We start from the raw sequence: 650 nt of genomic DNA, 5'->3' as shown, positions 1-650 counted from the left end.
ACGGCTACCGGACTGCTTGTGGCTGCTCAGGGCTGCCGACGCGCCGCGCGGATGGTTTGACTACGCCGACGTCGCGGACAAGGTTGTCGCCGTCGTACGGCGCTTGACCGTGGCCGAGCTGAGGGCGCAGGAAGAGGCGGCATTCATCGGATAAAAACAAAAGCCCCGGCGATTATTCGCTAGGGCTTTCTTTCTTATATTCGATTAGCTCGCTTATGTCCTCGATCCCGAGCACTTCCATGATCTTTTCCAGGTTCTCGACCGTCCAGCGCTTGGAACGGTTCTCCACCATATCGTCAACACTGTTCCAGCGGATGCCGGTCGCTTCACTGAGTTGTCGGGTATTCCAACGCTTCTCGAACATAATCTGCCGTAGCTTAAGTCTCAGCATGTTAAACGCCTCCCGTTCAAATATACAACGGAACTTGCTGAATATTCAAGTACCAATTTATCGATTTACGTTGAATATAAACGTTTAACGTTGTATTATAAGAATATAAGGAAGACGCAGCAAGGTCTTCCGGAAAGGAGAAAACGGCATGAAGGATTGGGTAACACTGCTGACCGCCATCATCCAATGCATCACGGCAATAACGATGCTGAGGAGTGGCAGAAAGCAAAAAGCCCCCAAACGGCGCGAACGGCGCAAA

The 650-nt window shown here is 51.4% G+C and carries 1 protein-coding gene; it reads right to left on the bottom strand.

Annotation, left to right across the window (positions count from 1 at the left end; all coding sequences use genetic code 11):
* Positions 1-172: 172 nt before the first annotated feature.
* A complete protein-coding gene (locus tag ACFSR7_RS36430) occupies positions 173-391 on the bottom strand; it encodes a helix-turn-helix domain-containing protein (protein WP_378169622.1) in 219 nt (72 codons plus the stop codon).
* Positions 392-650: the final 259 nt, after the last annotated feature.

The sequence above is a fragment of the Cohnella sp. GCM10020058 genome (genome assembly GCF_042683485.1).
Lineage (GTDB): Bacteria > Bacillota > Bacilli > Paenibacillales > Paenibacillaceae > Cohnella.
Note: the sequence above shows the minus strand (reverse complement) of the source record. Positions and strands in the feature narration are given on the sequence as shown.